This window comes from Streptomyces polyasparticus, assembly GCF_014493765.1.
In the GTDB taxonomy this organism is placed as follows: Bacteria; Actinomycetota; Actinomycetes; order Streptomycetales; family Streptomycetaceae; genus Streptomyces; species Streptomyces polyasparticus.
Map to the genome: position 1 here is coordinate 54,416 of NZ_JACTVJ010000003.1, position 16,782 is coordinate 71,197.

The 16,782-nt window shown below is 69.4% G+C and carries 16 protein-coding genes; 12 read left to right on the forward strand and 4 right to left on the reverse strand.

Translation table 11 applies throughout. From position 1 onward, the window contains the following. Nucleotides 1-234: 234 nt before the first annotated feature. From rpsB to H9Y04_RS03730, 6 genes are all read left to right on the forward strand, one after another. A complete protein-coding gene (gene rpsB / locus H9Y04_RS03705) occupies nucleotides 235-1,119 on the forward strand; it encodes a 30S ribosomal protein S2 (protein WP_187812191.1) in 885 nt (294 codons plus the stop codon). A 105-nt stretch (nucleotides 1,120-1,224) separates the two neighbouring features. After that, complete coding sequence (gene tsf, locus H9Y04_RS03710; protein WP_187812192.1) at nucleotides 1,225-2,061, forward strand: translation elongation factor Ts; 837 nt, start codon at nucleotides 1,225-1,227, stop codon at nucleotides 2,059-2,061. Between the two features lie 196 nt (nucleotides 2,062-2,257). After that, nucleotides 2,258-3,004 (forward strand): UMP kinase, encoded by a 747-nt coding sequence (pyrH, locus tag H9Y04_RS03715; RefSeq protein WP_052579761.1) that lies wholly within the window; start codon nucleotides 2,258-2,260, stop codon nucleotides 3,002-3,004. Nucleotides 3,005-3,156: 152 nt separating this feature from the next. Beyond that, nucleotides 3,157-3,714, forward strand: coding sequence for a ribosome recycling factor (gene frr, locus H9Y04_RS03720; protein ID WP_187812193.1), 558 nt, complete (start codon nucleotides 3,157-3,159; stop codon nucleotides 3,712-3,714). Next, nucleotides 3,714-4,985, forward strand: coding sequence for a phosphatidate cytidylyltransferase (locus tag H9Y04_RS03725; RefSeq protein WP_187812194.1), 1,272 nt, complete (start codon nucleotides 3,714-3,716; stop codon nucleotides 4,983-4,985). The genes frr and H9Y04_RS03725 overlap by 1 nt, the downstream gene beginning before the upstream one ends. A 71-nt stretch (nucleotides 4,986-5,056) precedes the next feature. After that, nucleotides 5,057-5,509 (forward strand): hypothetical protein, encoded by a 453-nt coding sequence (locus H9Y04_RS03730; protein ID WP_187812195.1) that lies wholly within the window; start codon nucleotides 5,057-5,059, stop codon nucleotides 5,507-5,509. A 61-nt stretch (nucleotides 5,510-5,570) separates the two neighbouring features. On the opposite strand, the gene H9Y04_RS03735 is transcribed toward H9Y04_RS03730, so the two are convergent. Next, entirely contained in the window at nucleotides 5,571-6,041 is a 471-nt protein-coding gene (locus H9Y04_RS03735) for a hypothetical protein (RefSeq protein WP_187812196.1), read from the reverse strand. Between the two features lie 110 nt (nucleotides 6,042-6,151). Next, nucleotides 6,152-6,484 carry a hypothetical protein gene (locus tag H9Y04_RS03740; protein ID WP_187812197.1) on the reverse strand — a complete coding sequence of 111 codons (333 nt, stop codon included), beginning with the start codon at nucleotides 6,482-6,484 and terminating at the stop codon, nucleotides 6,152-6,154. A gap of 310 nt (nucleotides 6,485-6,794) precedes the next feature. Here H9Y04_RS03740 and H9Y04_RS03745 point away from each other — a divergent pair, with 310 nt between their 5' ends. The 6 genes from H9Y04_RS03745 to H9Y04_RS03770 all read left to right on the forward strand — a co-directional run bounded on the left by H9Y04_RS03745 (nucleotide 6,795) and on the right by H9Y04_RS03770 (nucleotide 14,888). After that, on the forward strand, nucleotides 6,795-7,202 hold the full coding sequence (locus H9Y04_RS03745) for a hypothetical protein (RefSeq protein WP_214660825.1): 408 nt from the start codon (nucleotides 6,795-6,797) through the stop codon (nucleotides 7,200-7,202). Nucleotides 7,203-7,441: 239 nt separating this feature from the next. Continuing rightward, nucleotides 7,442-8,548 (forward strand): dual-specificity RNA methyltransferase RlmN, encoded by a 1,107-nt coding sequence (gene rlmN, locus H9Y04_RS03750; RefSeq protein ID WP_052579765.1) that lies wholly within the window; start codon nucleotides 7,442-7,444, stop codon nucleotides 8,546-8,548. Nucleotides 8,549-8,847: 299 nt separating this feature from the next. Beyond that, the gene (locus tag H9Y04_RS03755; RefSeq protein WP_187812198.1) at nucleotides 8,848-9,942 is read left to right on the forward strand and encodes a thiamine ABC transporter substrate-binding protein; all 1,095 of its coding nucleotides are present in this window, start codon (nucleotides 8,848-8,850) and stop codon (nucleotides 9,940-9,942) included. A 47-nt stretch (nucleotides 9,943-9,989) separates the two neighbouring features. Then, nucleotides 9,990-11,597: an ABC transporter permease gene (locus tag H9Y04_RS03760; protein WP_214660849.1), complete on the forward strand. Its 1,608-nt coding sequence runs from the start codon at nucleotides 9,990-9,992 to the stop codon at nucleotides 11,595-11,597. Then, a complete protein-coding gene (locus tag H9Y04_RS03765; RefSeq protein ID WP_187812199.1) occupies nucleotides 11,597-12,637 on the forward strand; it encodes an ABC transporter ATP-binding protein in 1,041 nt (346 codons plus the stop codon). Before H9Y04_RS03760 ends, H9Y04_RS03765 begins: the two co-directional genes overlap by 1 nt. A gap of 178 nt (nucleotides 12,638-12,815) precedes the next feature. Next, nucleotides 12,816-14,888: a pectinesterase family protein gene (locus tag H9Y04_RS03770; protein WP_187812200.1), complete on the forward strand. Its 2,073-nt coding sequence runs from the start codon at nucleotides 12,816-12,818 to the stop codon at nucleotides 14,886-14,888. Between the two features lie 114 nt (nucleotides 14,889-15,002). Here the strand turns inward: H9Y04_RS03770 and H9Y04_RS03775 are convergent, their stop codons facing one another. Continuing rightward, entirely contained in the window at nucleotides 15,003-15,344 is a 342-nt protein-coding gene (locus H9Y04_RS03775; RefSeq protein ID WP_308800854.1) for an LAETG motif-containing sortase-dependent surface protein, read from the reverse strand. 258 nt (nucleotides 15,345-15,602) lie between these two features. Continuing rightward, complete coding sequence (locus tag H9Y04_RS03780; protein ID WP_187812296.1) at nucleotides 15,603-16,742, reverse strand: LOG family protein; 1,140 nt, start codon at nucleotides 16,740-16,742, stop codon at nucleotides 15,603-15,605. Between the last annotated feature and the right edge of the window lie 40 nt (nucleotides 16,743-16,782).

Here is a 16,782-nt window from a genome sequence, read left to right on the forward strand (position 1 = left end):
GCCGTGAACTGTGGATAACCGGCCGCTTGTGGACAGCGGCGTCACCCGGTGCCTTCCGGGTCCCGTACACTTCATGTGGCGATCCGGGTCACCGGGTCGACTTCGCACGCCCCGACTCCAGCGCTTTCGCAGCCGTCGGAGTCAGCGCCCCATCGGTCCCGTACCTCATCGGTATGCGGCAGGGGTGCGCGAGGGCGTCAGGCACATAACCGAGAAAACACAAGGAGTACGGCCATGGCCGTCGTCACGATGCGGGAGCTGCTGGAAAGCGGCGTCCACTTCGGTCACCAGACCCGTCGTTGGAACCCGAAGATGAAGCGCTTCATCTTCACGGAGCGCAACGGCATCTACATCATCGACCTGCTCCAGTCGCTGTCGTACATCGACCGCGCCTACGAGTTCGTCAAGGAGACCGTCGCCCACGGCGGCACGGTCATGTTCGTCGGCACGAAGAAGCAGGCGCAGGAGGCCATCGCCGAGCAGGCCACCCGCGTCGGCATGCCCTTCGTCAACCAGCGCTGGCTGGGCGGCATGCTCACCAACTTCTCGACCGTCTACAAGCGTCTGCAGCGCCTCAAGGAGCTCGAGCAGATCGACTTCGACGACGTCGCCGCGTCGGGCCTCACCAAGAAGGAGCTTCTCGTGCTCTCGCGCGAGAAGGCCAAGCTGGAGAAGACCCTCGGTGGTATCCGCGAGATGTCCAAGGTGCCCAGCGCCGTCTGGATCGTGGACACCAAGAAGGAGCACATCGCCGTCGGTGAGGCTCGCAAGCTGAACATCCCGGTCGTCGCGATCCTCGACACCAACTGCGACCCCGACGAGGTCGACTACAAGATCCCGGGCAACGACGACGCGATCCGCTCCGTCACGCTGCTCACCCGCGTCATCGCCGACGCCGTCGCCGAGGGCCTCATCGCCCGCTCCGGCGCTGCCGGCAAGGGCGACAAGGCCGAGGGCGAGCCGCTCGCCGCCTGGGAGCGCGACCTCCTCGAGGGCGAGAAGAAGGCCGACGAGGCGCCCGCCGCCGAGGCCGAGAAGCCGGCCGAGGCTGCTGCTGAGGCCCCCGCTGCCGAGGCGCCCGCCGCCGAGGCCCCGGCCGCCGAGGCCGAGCAGGCCTGACGCAGGCCCGGTTCCAGGTTCGGTAAGTGACGGCGGGGGCTCCAGGGCCCCCGCCGTTCACCCGTAGACCTTCGTCCAAAGACTTCGAGAAAGATTCACTGAATCATGGCGAACTACACCGCCGCCGACGTCAAGAAGCTCCGTGAGCTCACCGGCGCCGGCATGATGGACTGCAAGAAGGCGCTCGACGAGGCCGAGGGCAACGTCGACAAGGCCGTCGAGGCGCTCCGTATCAAGGGCCAGAAGGGCGTCGCCAAGCGCGAGGGCCGCTCTGCCGAGAACGGTGCCGTCGTCTCCGTCATCGCCGACGACAACACCTCCGGCGTCATCGTCGAGCTGAAGTGCGAGACGGACTTCGTCGCCAAGGGCGAGAAGTTCCAGGCCGTCGCCAACCAGATCGCCGAGCACGTCGCGAAGACCTCCCCGGCCGACCTCGAGGCGCTGCTCGCGTCCGAGATCGAGGCCGGCAAGACCGTGCAGGCCTTCGTCGACGAGGCGAACGCCAACCTCGGCGAGAAGATCGTCCTGGACCGCTTCGCGCAGTACAACGACGGCTTCGTCTACGCGTACATGCACCGCACGATGCCCGACCTGCCGCCGCAGATCGGTGTCCTCGTCGAGTTCGACAAGGCCGACGCCGCGACCGCCAAGGGCATCGCGCAGCACATCGCCGCCTTCGCGCCGAAGTACCTCACCCGTGAGGACGTTCCGGCCGAGGTCGTCGAGTCCGAGCGCCGCGTCGCCGAGGAGACCACCCGCGCCGAGGGCAAGCCGGAGGCCGCGCTCCCGAAGATCGTCGAGGGTCGCGTCAACGGCTTCTTCAAGGAGGCCACCCTCCTGGGTCAGCCCTACGCGCTGGACAACAAGAAGTCCGTCGAGAAGGTCCTGGCCGAGGCCGGTGTCACCCTGAAGCGCTTCTCGCGCATCAAGGTCGGCATCTGAGTCCGTACCGCGACCGACGGTAGACCCCGATAGGGTCGACGGCAGTCGCGTCCGCCCACGCCTCGTGCGGGCGTGCGGACGACTGTAGATCTGACGAGGAGGCCATTGCCGCGCAGGGAGTCAACACCCCCCGGCAATGGCCTTCTTGTATGTGCACCATGGAATGTGCACCACGGCACCACTAGGGAGAAATTCCATGCCCCATGCCGATGACGGCAAGAAGTCCGGCCGCTTTCTGCTGAAGCTCTCCGGTGAGGCGTTCGCCGGCGGCGGCGGCCTCGGCGTCGACCCCGACGTGGTGCACGCCATCGCCCGCGAGATCGCCGCGGTCGTCCGCGACGGCTTCGAGATCGCGGTCGTCATCGGCGGCGGCAACTTCTTCCGCGGCGCCGAACTGCAGCAGCGCGGCATGGACCGGGCCCGCTCCGACTACATGGGCATGCTCGGCACCGTCATGAACTGCCTTGCCCTGCAGGACTTCCTGGAGAAGGAAGGCATCGACTCGCGCGTCCAGACGGCCATCACCATGGGCCAGGTCGCCGAGCCGTACATCCCGCTGCGCGCCGTGCGCCACCTGGAGAAGGGCCGTGTGGTCATCTTCGGTGCCGGTATGGGCATGCCGTACTTCTCGACCGACACCACCGCCGCTCAGCGAGCCCTCGAGATCGACGCCGAGGCCATGCTGATGGGCAAGAACGGTGTCGACGGGGTCTATGACTCCGACCCCAACAAGAACCCCGACGCGGTCAAGTTCGACGCTCTCGAATACGGCGAGGTCATCACGCGTGACCTCAAGGTCGCCGACATGACCGCGATCACCCTGTGCCGGGACAACAAGCTGCCGATTCTCGTCTTCGAGCTTCTGACGGCGGGCAATATCGCTCGCGCGGTCAAGGGTGAGAAGATCGGCACGCTCGTGAGCGACCAGGGCACCCGGAGCTGACTGTCTCAACTCCGGGACCGTTCCGTACCGTCCGGTGCTGATGGTTACGGGGATGGACAAAGCCCTGCCGGTCGGACACCGTGCAGGAAAGAGACGGACTTAGCCGGCCGCCCCGTGCATGCCGGGCCACTCAAGACACGCAGGAGCAAGTGGTGATCGAAGAGACCCTCCTCGAGGCCGAGGAGAAGATGGAGAAGGCCGTCCTGGTCGCCAAGGACGACTTCGCCGCGATCCGCACCGGGCGTGCGCACCCGGCGATGTTCAACAAGATCGTGGCCGACTACTACGGCGCCCTCACGCCCATCAACCAGCTGGCGTCGTTCTCGGTGCCGGAGCCGCGTATGGCCGTGGTGACCCCGTTCGACAAGAGCGCGCTGCGCAACATCGAGCAGGCGATCCGCGACTCGGACCTGGGCGTCAACCCGAGCAACGACGGCAACATCATCCGGGTGGTGTTCCCCGAGCTCACCGAGGAGCGCCGCCGCGAGTTCATCAAGGTCGCCAAGAGCAAGGCCGAGGACTCGAAGGTCTCCATCCGCGCGGTGCGCCGCAAGGCCATGGACGCCATCCACAAGGCGGTCAAGGACGGCGAGGTCGGCGAGGACGAGGGCCGTCGCGCCGAGAAGGAGCTCGACGACACCACCTCGAAGTACGTCGCTCAGGTGGACGAGCTGCTCAAGCACAAGGAAGCCGAGCTGCTCGAGGTCTGATGAACGACTCTTCCTGGGGGGCTCCGCCGCAGGCCGGCTATTGGGGACCGCCCGAGATGGGCCCTGTCCAGGGGCGCCCGGAGGCGGGTCCTGCCTACGATGAGCCGGAAGTCCAGCAGACCCGGCCCATGCCTGTCGTACCGGATGTCACTGATGTGCAGACGGCAGCCGGCGCGGACCAGGACCAGTACGGAACGGGGGCCACTCGCCTGAGCGGCCCCCTGTTCCGCGACGAGATGCCACAGGAGCCCATGCCCAGCGCCGCCCCCTCGCCCTCGGGCGAGCCTTCCGAGCCGCCGCGGCACGCGGCGCCGCAGGCCGGGGACCAGGGTGCGCAGCAGGGGTGGCAGGGTGCGCAGCAAGGACATCAGGGCGCGCAGCACAACGGTGCTCCGCGGCCGCCGGCCGAACCTCCCGTTCCGGCCGCTCCCGCGGCTCCGGCCGCTCCGCAGAAGAAGCGGGCCGGCCGGGATCTGCGGGCGGCCATAGGAGTCGGAGTCGGGCTCGGCGCGGTGATCATCGCGTCGCTCTTCGTCGTCAAGGCCGTGTTCGTCGGTGTCATAGCGGTCGCCGTCGTGGTCGGTCTGTGGGAGCTCACGGCGCGGCTGCAGGAGCGCAAGCAGATCAAGGCGCCGCTGGTGCCGCTCGCGGTCGGTGGCGCCGCCATGGTCGTCGCCGGATACGTGCGCGGGGCCGAGGGCGCCTGGGTCGCGATGGCCCTGACCGCGCTCGCGGTCCTGGTCTGGCGGATGACCGAGCCGCCCGAGGGCTACCTCAAGGACGTCACGGCCGGTGTGTTCGCGGCGTTCTACGTGCCGTTCCTGGCGACCTTCGTCGCGCTGATGCTCACGGCGGACGACGGTGCGCAGCGCGTGCTGACGTTCCTGCTCCTGACGGTGGTCAGCGACACGGGGGCGTACGCGGTCGGCTGGCGCTTCGGCAAGACGAAGCTCGCGCCGCGCATCAGCCCCGGCAAGACCCGTGAGGGTCTGCTCGGTGCGGTCTCGTTCGCGATGGTCGCGGGTGCGCTGTGCATGCAGTTCCTGATCGACGACGGGACCTGGTGGCAGGGGCTGCTGCTCGGTCTCGCGGTCGCGGCGAGTGCGACGCTCGGTGACCTCGGCGAGTCGATGATCAAGCGTGATCTCGGTATCAAGGACATGGGCACGCTGCTGCCCGGCCACGGCGGGATCATGGACCGCCTGGACTCCCTGCTGCCGACGGCTCCGGTGGTCTGGCTGCTGTTCGTGGTGTTCGTGGGGTCCGGCTGACCTGCGGTTCTTTTGATACGGAGAAGGGCTCGCCTGATGTCAGGCGGGCCCTTCTCCGTATGATCGCGGGCATGGCGCACCCACATCTGCCGACCACCGAGTCCGCCGTCGCGGCGATCCGGGAGATCGCGCGGGAGTACGCCCGCGAGATGACCGTCGAGGACGCCATCGGCGCGGACCAGACGTCGCGGCGCACGGCGGCCGGGGTGTTCGCCGTCCTGGACGCGGACGGATCGCTGCCGCACGAGGCCTTTGTGGAGCTGAGCGGATCACCGCAGGTCAGCGTGCGGCTCTTCCCTGAGGACGACGCCAGGATCGTCGTCGACGGCGTGGACTTCGACGACGTCCCCCGCGATTCCGTGCCGCCCTTTCTGCGCTCCGTCTACGGCTCGCTCGCGTACGTGAAGGGCAAGTTCTTCCCGCCGGGGGAGTGGCTGGTCGTACCGCTGCCCGGCGACGAGACGTACCGGGAAATGATCCACGTGGCGCTGACGCCTTGGCTGGTGCGCAGCGTGCGGACGTAGCGGCCCTGTTTGGCTGCGCGGATCGGCGGCCGTGTCGGGTTACGGGGCCTCTGGCCGGGGGTCAGACCCGCCGCATCCGGTAGACCCAGGTCCGGTACGGCATGTCGATGGTGTCGCGGTCGGCGAGGGCTGGGTCGGTGGCGGCCAGCTCGGTGATTTCCTGGTCGAGGCGGGCCTGCTCGGCGGCGTCGGCTGTCAGGTAGGAGGAGCGGGACCGCACCAGGTCGGTCAGGCGGTCCGTCGGGACGGTCACGGTGTGCTCGGTCATGCCCCGTTCGGGGTCGGTGAACCACGGCGTCACGGGCCCGTACGGCCAGGCGCTCTCCATGCCGTATCCCTCGCTGCCGACGATGCCGGACAGTGCGGCCACCCGCGGGGTCCGGTCGTCGCGGATGTTCCACATCGCGGCGAGGACGCCGTCCGCGCGCAGCACCGGTGCATCTGCGGCAGGGCGTCCTGATCGCGGTACGGGGTAGGCGGGGCGTATCGAGTCGTAGAGCCGGGCGGCGAAGGACAGCGCGGGGCTGGACATGCTCGTGTACGTACTCGGATCAGGCCGGCGATACCGCGGCGGAGGCGGCGCGGGCCGATGGCTGCGGGGCGCACACTCCGTCCGGTTCCACTACCGATCGTGGCAGGCCCTCATGGTGGGAAGCGGACGAAACCGTCGGACTGGTCCAGGTGGAACGGTGAGCCCGGCCGTGTGGGATGCCAGCCCTGGGCGAGGGCCGATGTGATGGCGGCGCTGACATCGCTGGGCAGTACGGGGGAGCTCGGCGCCCCGAACCAGTTGTTTGCGTGCGGCTGGCTCGTCGTGACGACGAGCGTCGTGCCGGGGGTGGCCTCGTCCTGCACCGCGTATGTACACGGAGTACCGCAAAGTGCCTGGTCGTAGGTCGGACGACGGCGCAGGCGCCAGCGGTAGGCCGTGCCGTCGACGACGAGGCGTCGCGAACCCTTGCGGCCGATGGCCATGATGAGCTCCCTCCCATCCCCCGGACCGGCCACGATGCTAGCTGGTCAGAGCATGGGAGAGCCGAGAGTCTCGGGCCGTCCGAGGTCGTCGGAGGTCGTCCGAGGCCGTCGAGGCCGAGCGGCAGCGGGCCCCCGGCGATCTGTCGTCTCGTCGGCCTGCTGCCGCGTCCGCAGGGCCGGATGTGCAAGGGCTTCCATGAGGTGTCGGTTGCGGGGGCCCCAAGGGGAGACGCGATTTTTGAGCGTGTTCAAATATGGGCGTGCGGTCGAAGGGCCGGACGTCCAGCCCTTGGGGGAGAGGTCTGTGAACATGCGCGCTGGGACCGTGGTGCACAAGAGGACGGGCGTGGGGTGGGTCGTTGTCGTCCTGGCAGCGACCGTGATGCTGCTCTCGGGGTGTCTGGGCTCGATCGACCCCGACGAGGTGCCCGGCGTGTACCGCAACGACAAGATGGGCAGCGAGCTGCGGCTCGAGTCCGACGGGACGTTCGCCGCCGACAACGTCACAACAGATGAGCAGCCCGCCGACTTCCATGGCACGTGGGAACACGTCGACAATGGGGCGATCGGAGACTTCATCTACCTGACGATCGAGGACGACGGACTCGGACTGCTCGCCGGTATCCAGCTCTACCCAAGCGGATCGGACACCGTGGAGTTCCGTCCTGATCCGGACGGACCGCCGACCCCGGAGCTCACCAAAGTGGCGGCACTGTAGAGACTGACGCCGGCGGCAGGCCGTGCCGTCGACGACGATCCGGCGTGAGCCCTTGCGGGCCGGTGCCATGGCGCGCCGGCCCTGCGATCGGGCGCGATCCTCGCTGATCAGAGGGTGGAGGAGCTGAGGATCTCGGGCCGTCCGAGGCCGTCCGGCGGTGGCCGCCAGGACCGGCAGGGGCAGGGGTGCAAGGCGACGACCGCAGGTCACCCCCTTTTGTCTGCGACACTGGTACCGCCATGCCAAAGCCCGGAGAACTCACTTTCGTCGCCCCCCGCGGAGCCAAGAAGCCGCCGCGGCACCTTGCCGATCTCACGCCCGCGGAGCGTAAGGAAGCTGTTGCTGCGATCGGTGAGAAGCCGTTTCGTGCCAAGCAGCTTTCGCAGCACTACTTCGCGCGGTACGCCCATGACCCCGCCGAGTGGACCGACATCCCGGCCGCCGCGCGCGGGAAGCTCCAGGAAGCGCTGCTTCCCGAGCTGATGACCGTCGTGCGGCATCTGTCGACCGACCAGGACACCACGCGCAAGACCCTGTGGCGGATGCACGACGGGACGCTCGTCGAGTCCGTTCTGATGCGGTATCCCGACCGCGTGACGATGTGTATCTCGTCGCAGGCCGGGTGCGGGATGAACTGTCCGTTCTGCGCGACCGGACAGGCCGGGCTCGACCGGAATCTGTCGACCGCCGAGATCGTGCACCAGATCGTCGACGGGATGCGTGCGCTCAGGGACGGAGAAGTGCCGGGCGGTCCCGCGCGGCTTTCCAACATCGTGTTCATGGGCATGGGCGAGCCGCTCGCCAACTACAACCGGGTCGTCGGTGCGATCCGGCGCCTGACCGACCCGGAGCCGGACGGGCTCGGGCTCAGCCAGCGCGGGATCACCGTGTCCACGGTGGGTCTCGTGCCCGCGATGCTGCGGTTCGCCGACGAGGGCTTCAAGTGCCGGCTCGCCGTCTCGCTGCACGCTCCCGACGACGAGCTCCGCGACACCCTCGTACCGGTCAATACGCGGTGGAAGGTGCGGGAGGTGCTCGACGCGGCGTGGGAGTACGCCGAGAAGTCGGGGCGCCGTATCTCCATCGAGTACGCGCTGATCCGGGACATCAACGACCAGGCGTGGCGCGGCGACCGGCTCGGCCGGCTGCTCAAGGGCAAGCGGGTCCATGTGAACCTGATTCCGCTGAACCCGACGCCCGGTTCGAAGTGGACCGCCTCGCGGCCCGAGGACGAGAAGGCCTTCGTCGAGGCGATCGCCGCCCATGGTGTACCGGTCACCGTCCGGGACACCCGTGGCCAGGAGATCGACGGCGCCTGCGGCCAGCTGGCGGCCACCGAGCGCTGACCCGGCCGGCCGCCGGGCCCGTACGGTCGCAAGGGTCGTACGCGCGTACGACCCGCCGGCGGCCACCAGGTAGCCTGGCTGAAAACATCTGCATATTCCGACAGGGGAGCGCCACAGCGCTGAGAGTGCGGACGCCAGGCTCCATGGAGCGAAGGCCGCCGCAGACCCTCTGAACCTTGCCCGGGTCATTCCGGGTAGGAAGTTCGGTCACCACTCGAGCTGTTGCGCCCTGCCCGGAATTCGATCATCGAATTCCGGGCAGGGCCGCGTCTCTTCCTGGTCACTTCCAGGAGGAATCAGTGAGCACCACCAGAAGCATCACGACCACCGCCGTGGCCACCGGCCTCGGGATGGTCGCCCTCGCCGCCTGCGGCAGCGGTTCCGACGGCTCCGGATCGGACACCGGCGGCGGCTCCAAGACCGTCACCCTCGTCAGCCATGACTCCTTCAACGCCTCCAAGGACGTGCTCGCCGCGTTCGAGAAGGAGAGCGGCTACAAGGTCCAGGTCCTGAAGAGCGGCGACGCGGGATCGGCCGTCAACAAGGCCGTGCTCTCCAAGGGCAACCCGCAGGGTGATGTGTTCTTCGGTGTCGACAACACCCTGCTTTCCAGGGCGCTCGACAACGGCATCTTCACCTCGTACGAGGCCAAGGGCCTTGACCGGGTGCCCGCCGGGCTGCAGCTCGACAAGGACGAGCACCGCGTGACGCCCGTCGACACGGGCGAGATATGCGTCAACTACGACAAGGCGTACTTCGCCGAGAAGAAGCTGGCGCCGCCGCAGTCCTTCGACGATCTGATCAAGCCCGAGTACAAGAATCTCCTGGTCACCGAGAACGCCGCGACCTCCTCGCCCGGCCTCGGCTTCCTGCTCGGCACGGCCGCGCAGTACGGCGACGACGGCTGGCAGGACTACTGGTCCAAGCTGAAGGACAACGGCGTCAAGGTCGTGGACAGCTGGGAGCAGGCGTACAACGAGGAGTTCTCCGGCTCGGCCGGCGGCAAGAAGGCCAAGGCCGACCGGCCGCTCGTGGTCTCGTACGCCTCCAGCCCGCCGGTCGAGGTGCTCTATGCCAAGCCGCAGCCGAAGGAGGCGCCGACCGGGGTGTCGACCGGGACCTGCTTCCAGCAGACCGAGTTCGCCGGACTCCTGAAGGGTGCGAAGAACGAGAAGGGCGGCAAGGCCCTCATCGACTTCCTGATCTCGAAGAAGTTCCAGGAGGACATGCCGCTGCAGATGTTCGTCAACCCGGTGGTCGAGGACGCCGCACTGCCCGAGCTGTTCACGCAGCACGGTGCGAAGGTCGACGACCCGAAGACCATGGACCCCAAGAAGATCGCGGACAACCGTGAGGACTGGGTCAAGGCGTGGCAGTCGTCGGTTCTGAAGTAAGGCCCCGCGTAAGGGACCTGAAGGGGAGCGCGATCCGGTTCGGTCTGATGGCCGTGCCGGTCGCGTTCTTCGCGCTGTTCTTCGCCTACCCGGTCGCCGCGATCGTCGGCCGGGGGCTCAAGACCGACGGGACCTGGCAGTTCGGCCGGTTCGGCGAAGTGCTGACCGATCCGGGGATCCAGCACGTCCTGTGGTTCACCACCTGGCAGGCGCTCGCCTCGACCGCGCTCACCCTCCTGATCGCGCTGCCGGGCGCGTATGTCTTCGCACGCTTCGACTTCCCCGGGAAGCAGGTGCTGCGGGCCGTCGTCACCGTGCCGTTCGTGCTGCCCACCGTCGTGGCCGGGTCGGCCTTCCTTGCGCTGCTCGGGCGTGGCGGGCTGCTCGACGAGGCCTGGGGCGTACGGCTCGACACCACGGTGTGGGCGATTCTGCTCGCGCATGTCTTCTTCAACTACGCCGTGGTCGTACGGACCGTCGGCGGCCTGTGGTCGCAGCTCGACCCGCGCCAGGAGGAGGCCGCCCGGATGCTGGGCGCCTCGCGGTTCGCCGCCTGGCGCACGGTGACGCTGCCGGCGCTCGGGCCCGCGGTGGCGGCGGCCGCGCTGATGGTGTTCCTGTTCACCTTCAGCTCGTTCGGGGTGGTCCTGATCCTCGGCGGGCCCGCCTTCTCGACCCTGGAGGTCGAGATCTACCGGCAGACCGCGCAGCTGCTCGCCCTGGACACGGCCGCGGTCCTGACCATGGTGCAGTTCGTGGCGGTCTGCGGGATCCTCGCCGTGCACGCCTGGACCGTGCGGCGCCGTGAGGCCACGCTCAGGCTGGTCGATCCGGCGCGCACCTCCCGCAAGCCGCGGGGAGCAGGTCAATGGGCGCTGCTCGCCGGGGTGTTGGGCACGGTCGCGCTCCTTATCGTGCTGCCGCTCGGGGTGCTCGTGCAGCGCTCCTTCGCCACCGCCGAGGGCTTCGGTCTCGGCTACTTCCGTGCGCTGACCTCAGCGGAGGGCGGGGCCTTCCTCGTACCGCCGATCGACGCCGTGTGGAACTCCCTTGAGTACGCCCTCGTCGCCACCGCCATCGCCGTGGTGATCGGCGGGCTCGCGGCCGTGGCGCTCACCCGGCGAGCGGGTCGTTTCGTACGGGGCTTCGACGCGCTGCTCATGCTGCCGCTCGGGGTCTCGGCGGTGACGGTCGGCTTCGGGTTCCTGATCACCCTGGACAAGCCTCCCCTTGACCTGCGGGCGTCCTGGATCCTCGTGCCGCTGGCGCAGGCGCTGGTCGGGGTGCCTTTCGTCGTACGGACGATGCTGCCCGTCCTGCGGGCGGTGGACGGGCGCCTTCGCGAGGCCGCGGCGGTGCTCGGGGCCTCGCCGTGGCGGGTCTGGCGCGAGGTCGATCTGCCCATGGTGCGCAGGGCGCTCCTGATCGCGGCCGGGTTCGCCTTCGCCGTATCGCTCGGTGAGTTCGGGGCGACCGTGTTCATCGCGCGGCCCGACAATCCGACGCTGCCGGTGGCCGTGGCCACGCTGCTCGGGCGGGCCGGTGAGCTCAACTACGGGCAGGCGATGGCCCTTTCGACCCTTCTGATGCTGGTGTGCGCCGTCTCGCTGCTGCTTCTCGAGCGGATCCGTACGGACAGGACCGGGGAGTTCTGATGACCCTGCACGATGAGTCCCTGCTTGGTTTGGAACAGGCCTCCGTGCGCTTCGACGGGCACGCCGCCCTCGATGCCGTGGACCTGGAGGTCGCCGAGCACGAGATCGTCTGTGTGCTCGGGCCCAGCGGCAGCGGCAAGTCCACGCTGCTGCGGGTGGTGGCCGGGCTGCAGGGCCTCGACTCGGGGCGTGTGCTGCTCGGCGGGCGCGACCAGCGCGGGGTGCCCGCGCACAAGCGGGGTGTGGGCCTGATGTTCCAGGACCACCAGCTGTTCCCGCAGCGGGACGTGGGCGGGAACGTGGCCTTCGGGCTGCGCATGCACGGCGCGTCCAAGGCCGAACAGGCCGCCCGCGTGGCCGAGTTGCTCGAACTCGTCGGGCTGCCCGGCGCGGCGCGGCGCGCGGTCGGCTTGCTGTCCGGTGGCGAACAGCAGCGCGTGGCGCTGGCCCGCGCGCTGGCGCCCCGGCCGCGCCTGCTGATGCTGGACGAGCCGCTGGGGCAGCTCGACCGCTCGCTCAGGGAGCGGCTCGTGGTGGAACTCCGCGAGCTGTTCGGCGAGTTGGGCACGACCGTGCTCGCCGTCACCCACGACCAGGGCGAGGCCTTCGCGCTCGCCGACCGGGTCGTGGTGATGCGCGACGGGCGGATCGCGCAGTCCGGGGCGCCGCTCGATGTGTGGCAGCGGCCCGCGGATGCCTTCGTGGCGCGCTTCCTCGGCTTCGACAACGTGGTCGAGGCCACGGTCTCCGGCGAGGCCGCCGACACGGTATGGGGCAAGGTCCCGGTGCCCGCCGGTACACCGTCCGGGCCCTGTGAACTGCTCGTCCGGCCTGCGGGTGTACGTCTGGTCCCGGCTGCGGAAGCCCAGTTGACCTGTACTGTTGCCGCGCGCACCTTCCGTGGCACGCATGTGGCGCTGCATCTCAAGCCCGCGGACGCGCCCCGGCTCGAAGCGGCCTGTGCGCTGCGGGACGCGCCCGAGCCGGGGAGCGAGGTCGGGGTGGCCTTCGAGGCCGGGGAGATCGTGGTGCTGGGCTGACGCGCTGCGGGCTGACGCGCTGTGGGTTGACGCGCTGCGGGCTGACGCGCGAGGGGCGGTCGCCGTCTTCGGTGGGCTGCCGAAGGCGGGGCAACCTTTCCCGGCCCCGGCGGCAACCACAGGGCGGACCGTGCCGCCCGGCACGGGGGCCCCCACATCTCACGGAGTGCAAGCGCGTATGAGTGACCACCGCAGCAAGGCCCGGCACCGCAGGCGCAGAACCGTACTCGCGGCAGGTGCCCCCCTCGCGGTCGCCGCCGCGGGCGCCCTCGCCTACGGCGGCGGGCTCTTCGGCCTGGACAGCGCCGACAAGGCGTCCGCCGCCTCCGCCGCGCCGGCCTGGGCCGACGACGCCGCCGACGGCTTCGCGTCCGTCAACTCGAAGGGGCAGAACGGTACTTACGGCGGCCGCGGCGGCAAGATCGTCACGGTGCGGACCCTCGCCGACCTCGAGAAGTACGCGACCGCGGCCGAGCCGTATGTCATCGTCGTCGCCGCGGCGATCAAGATGGACCCGGTGGGCAAGGAGATCAAGGTCGCCTCCGACAAGACGATCGTGGGCGCGGGCACCTCCGGCCACATCGTCGGCGGCGGCTTCTTCCTCGGCCAGGGCGTGCACAACGTCATCATCAGGAACCTGACGATCCGCGACTCCTACCAGGGCGTCTGGAACGACAAGGACCACGACTTCGACGCGATCCAGATGGACGGCGCCCACCACGTGTGGATCGACCACAACGATCTGCGGCACATGGCCGACGGTCTGATCGACGTCCGCAAGGACTCCACGAACATCACCGTCTCGTGGAACAAGCTCGGCAACAACAACAAGACGTTCGGCATCGGCTGGACCGAGAACGTCGTCACCGACATCACGATCCACCACAACTGGATCCGCGAGACCGAGCAGCGCAACCCTTCGACGGACAACGCCGCGCACGCGCACCTGTACAACAACTACCTGCAGGACGACCCCGGCACCACCATCACGTCCTCGTACGGGAACTACTCGCGCGGCAGGACCAGGATGGTCCTGGAGAACAGCTACTTCCAGGGCGTCAACAACCCCGTCACCAAGGACGCCACCGCGTCCCTGGTCCAGCGCGGCAGCGTCTTCTCGGGGACGAGCGGGCGCAACGAGAGCGGGGGCACGGCCTTCGACCCGAAGACGTTCTACAGGTACACCCTGGACGCGGCCGCCAAGGTGCCGGAGCTGCTCAAGGCCGGGGCGGGGCCCAGGAGTTCGATCGGGACCACCGTGACCGCGACCGCAACCCCCTCCGCGGGCACGAAGGCCGCCACCACGCTGACCGTCGCCAAGAGCGGCGCCCAGTTCAAGACCGTCCAGGCCGCGGTGAACGCCGTCCCCGCGAACAACCCCGCACGCGTGGTCATCAAGGTCGCGCCCGGCACGTACCGCGAGACCGTGACCGTACCCGCGGACAAGCCGCACGTGACGATCGTCGGCACCGGGTCGAGCCGCAAGGACACGGTGATCGTCGAGGGGCACGCGGCCGGGATGACCAAGCCGGACGGTTCCACGTACGGGACGCCCGGCAGTGCCACGGTCAGCATCAAGGCCGACGACACCCAGCTGCGCAACCTCAGCGTCACCAACGACTTCGACGAGGGTGCCAACCAGCACATCGCCTCGCACCAGGCGGTCGCGCTGCTGACCATGGCCGACAAGGTCTACCTCGACAGCCTGATCGTGAGCGGCGACCAGGACACCCTGGAGATGGAGACCGCGGCCAAGGGCAAGCTGGGCCGGGTCTACGTCAGGAACTCGTACGTCGTCGGCAACGTCGACTTCGTCTTCGGACGCGGCACCGCCGTGCTCGACAAGTCCGTGATCCAGCTCAAGAAGCGCTGGAACGGCCAGTCCGCGGGCTACGTCACCGCGCCCAGCACCGAGGCGAACCGCAAGGGCATCCTCATCGTCAACTCCAGCATCACCGGCGATGTGACCGACCGGACCTTCCACCTCGGCCGCAACTGGCACCCGGGCGGCGACACCACCGTCGACCCGCAGACCACGGTCCGCAACTCCACGCTCAGCGCCGCGATCCGGACCGCGCCGTGGACGGACATGGGCGGGTTCTCCTGGAAGGAGGACCGGTTCGCCGAGTACAGGAACAGCGGTCCCGGCGCCGGTGCGGCGAGCGCGGACCGGCCGCAGCTGACCGACGCCCAGGCCACCGGTCAGGAGATCGGTGACTGGCTGGGCGACTGGACGCCGACCGCTCAGTAGCAGACCGCTCAGTGGCCGTCCGCCCGGCAACGGCACGAGCCGGTCGTACGGGGGGTCGTAGCTTTCCCCCCCCCGTACGGCCGGCTCGGCGCGGGTCGGAGCAAGGTCAGCCGGTCAGTTGTCGGACGAACCCCGCTTGCGCAGCGCGAAGACCACGGCGCCGCCCGCCACGACCAGGGCCGCGGCGATACCGGCGATCAGGCCGGTGTTGGTGCTGGAGCCCGTCTCCGCCAGGTTGGAGTCACCGGCCGGGGAGGGCTCGGCGGTGGGCGGCTCCGAAGGCGTCGACGGCTCGGAAGGCGTCGAGGGCTCCGTCGGCTCGGGAGCCGACGGGGTCGGCGTGGCCGTCTCGGCCGGAGCCGAAGGACTCGGGGTCGGCTTCTCGGTCCTGCAGCCCTTGTCCGGCGTGTTCAGGTGCGGCTTGATGTTCCCGGGTGCCGACGAGCTGCTCCGCACCGCCCGTCCGACGAAGCGGCCGCGGCACCGGCCAGGCGTGCGGCGCGTGCGGATATACGGGGGGATACGGACACGGTCGTCCTTTGTGGGGGTCAAGTGCGGGCATACGTGGGGGAGTCCATGGCTCCGCCACGCGGGCCCCATGGTCCCCAAACGTTTACAAGTGCCCGTGACACAGCGTCAATGCGGGGGAGGAAGCCGGGGTTCAGTCTTGACCGCGGCTTGACCCGCTGCTCCCGCGCAGGTGGCGCAAGCCGGTCAATCCCGGCGCTGCGGTGCGCTGTTGGCCAGGTGGCGCAGCGCTTCGGCGGCCTCCTCGACCGAGTCGACGAGCGCGATACGCGGCTCCATCGCGCGCTCCCGCGCCAGGGCCTGAAGGAGCGGCCAGGCCGGCAGCTTCTCGGTCCAGTGGGAGCGCCCGACCAGGACCATCGGGGTCGGTTCGCCGCGCGACTCGTAGTAGTTGGGCGTCGCGTTGTCGAAGATCTCCTGGACGGTGCCGGCCGCGCCGGGCAGGAAGATCACGCCCGCGTTGGAGCGCGCCAGCAGGCCGTCCTCGCGGGTGGCGTTGGCGAAGTACTTCGCGATGTGGGCGGCGAACGCGTTCGGCGGCTCGTGCCCGTAGAACCAGGTCGGGATGCCGACCGACGTGCCACCGGCCGGCCAGCGCTCGCGCACCGCGAAGGCGGCCTGCGCCCAGTCGGTGATCGAGGGGGTGAACGAGGGGGCCTTGGCGAGGAGTTCGAGCGCCTCGTCGAGCATCGCGTCCTGATGCGCGCTCGCGTACGCGCCGAGGTTCGCCGCCTCCATCGCGCCGGGTCCGCCGCCGGTGGCGACCGTGAAACCGGCACGGGCGAGCGTCCGGCCCAGGCGGGCTGCGCCCGCGTACTCCTCGGTACCGCGGGCCATCGCATGGCCGCCCATGACGCCCACGACCCGGGCGCCGACGAGCAGTTCGTCCAGGGCGTCCGAGATCGAGTCGTCGTGCACCGCGCGCAGCATCGACGCGAAGACGTCACCGTCGGCCTTGGTCTCCTGGAACCACTGGTACGCCCGCGCGTCGGGCGTCGCCTCGTACGAGGAGGCCAGGCCCTCGAACAGGTCCTCGGGCGTGTACAGATGACCCCGGTACGGATCGAAGGGCAGGCCCGGCACCGGCGGGAACACCAACGCGCCTGCCGCCCGCACCTTGGCCGCCGCGTCCGGCTCCATCGGACAGCCGAGGAACACGGCGCCCTCGGTGTCGGCGGTGAGCAGCGCGAAGGTGCGCTGCGTCAGGTCCACGGCCTGGATGCGGTGGTGGGCGAGCGAGCCACGGGCCAGGACCGCGTCGAACTCCTCGAGGGTCTCGATCTCGCGGTCGGTCGTGGGCGGTGTGGGTGTGTGGTGGTCGGGCACGTCCGCCAGCTTACGGGCGGGGGCCGACAGGGGCAGGTCC